The following is a 1,793-nucleotide window of genomic DNA, read 5'->3' on the forward strand; positions in this document are numbered from 1 at the left end:
GGCGACCTCGCCCTCGGCGTTGACGTAAGCTGCGATCTTCATCGGTTGTCTCGCGGCCGTCAGGAGAAAGAAGAGTCCGGCGACGGACATGGCAAACCGTCGCCGGACCAGATCATGACCGTGATCACCACACGTTCAGGATCCATTCGCGGTTCTTCTTGACCTCCATGTCGTTGAACAGCGTGTTGGCCATCTGTTCAGCGAGCCAGGTCGCGCCGGCGTAGCCGACGACGGGGTAGCGATACAGGCCGGCGCGGTCATAGGTCGGGAAGCCGACCCGCAGCATCGGGATGTTGTAGTCGATCGCGACGAACCGCCCCTTGGAGTGGCCGAGGATCAGGTCGAGTTCGAGCCCGTTCTTGATCCGGTCTTCGAGTTCGAACAGGTCGGCGTTGGTGATGATCTCCATCGGATAGTCGACGTTGTCCTTCAGCGCCGCGATCCGCGGGTCGGTGGCGTAGCCGGCGTGCTCGTCGCCGAGCAGCAGCAGCACCGGCTTCATTTCCAGATCGAGGCAATATTCGGCGAGGCCGAGCACCAGATCCGGATTGCCGTAGATCGCCACCTTCTTGTCGGCCAGGAACATGTGGGCGAGGTCGGTGATGGCGTCGAGCGCGATGCCGCGTTCCTTGACCAGCGATTCCGGGATCGGCTTGCCGGTCATCTCCTTGACGTTGCGCAGGAAGGTGTCGGTGTTGCGGATTCCGATCGGAGTCGGGCCGATCACCGCCGGCACGTCCCAGCGGGTCTGCAGCCAGGTGGCGGCGAGGCCGCCTTCGTAGCGGTTGAGCGCGATGGTGCCTTGCGCGTCCGCGGTCGCGGTCAGGTCCGCAATCGTGGTCGAGCCGTGCGACACCGCGCTCTTGTCCGGCATCAGCGGACTATCGAAGCTCTCGATCTCGAACAGCACGTTGGCCTCGACCTGCATCTCGGCCAAGAGATGCTTGAGCTCCTTGACGTCGCCCGGATTGACCCAGCCGGTGATCAAATTGATCTTCAGGCTCGGCTTGTCCTTCTTGGAGAAGTGCTTGACGAAGTCGCGCACCGCAACGTCGTAGCCCGTCACCATGCTGCCGACGAAGCTCGGGCAGTGGATCGGGATCAGATGGACCTCGCGGTCCGGATATTTCACGTCGAGCAACTCTTCCTGCAGCTTGGTGACGACGCCGTCGACGTCGTCGCCGATCACCTCGGTCGAGCAGGTGGTGATGATCGGCACCACCTTGACGTGGGGATAGCGCATCAGCAGCACGTCGACCGCTTCCTCGACCCGGTCGAGCGCGCCGAACACCGCGCCGTCCTCATGCACCGACGAGGAGGCGATTTCGAAGCTCTCCTTCAGGTGCTGGGAGATCAGCAGGCGGACGAACATCACGCAGCCCTGGCCGCCGTGGACGATGCCGATGCAGTCCTTGATGCCGATCGAGGCGTATTGCGCGCCGGCCGGCTGGCAGGTGAAGATCGGATTGATGGTGCCGATCCGGTCCTTCGGCTTGAATTGACAGTTCATGGCGGGATCCAATCAGTAGTGCTGGTCGGTGAGCTCTTCGTTGAGCGAGCCGGTGACGGTGAGATAGTCGACGCGGGCGTGCAGCTCTTTCATCAGCGCCTTGATGTCGTCCTTGGACATCGTGGCGAGCCACGGACAGGTGGCCTGATAGGCGCGCTGCAGCGTCACCGAGTCGACCCAGTAGCAGCGGTCTTCCGGCGTCTCCGGCGTGAACGGCTCGCCGGCGAGCAGTTTGGCGGCGATACCGAGGATGCCCTCGTTCTGCCGTTTGCGGTCCCACGCC

At 63.2% G+C, this 1,793-nt stretch carries 2 protein-coding genes; both read right to left on the reverse strand.

Translation table 11 applies throughout. The features are described from left to right. Window positions 1–124: 124 nt before the first annotated feature. Window positions 125–1,510: a Fe-only nitrogenase subunit beta gene (anfK, locus tag DYI24_RS25975; protein WP_107343472.1), complete on the reverse strand. Its 1,386-nt coding sequence runs from the start codon at window positions 1,508–1,510 to the stop codon at window positions 125–127. Window positions 1,511–1,522: 12 nt separating this feature from the next. Further along, window positions 1,523–1,793, reverse strand: a 271-nt coding sequence (locus DYI24_RS25980) for a Fe-only/vanadium nitrogenase subunit delta (RefSeq protein WP_246701374.1), incomplete at its 5' end; no start/stop codon positions are given.

It is taken from the genome of Rhodopseudomonas sp. BR0C11 (assembly GCF_010820945.1).
Taxonomy (GTDB): domain Bacteria; phylum Pseudomonadota; class Alphaproteobacteria; order Rhizobiales; family Xanthobacteraceae; genus Rhodopseudomonas; species Rhodopseudomonas palustris_H.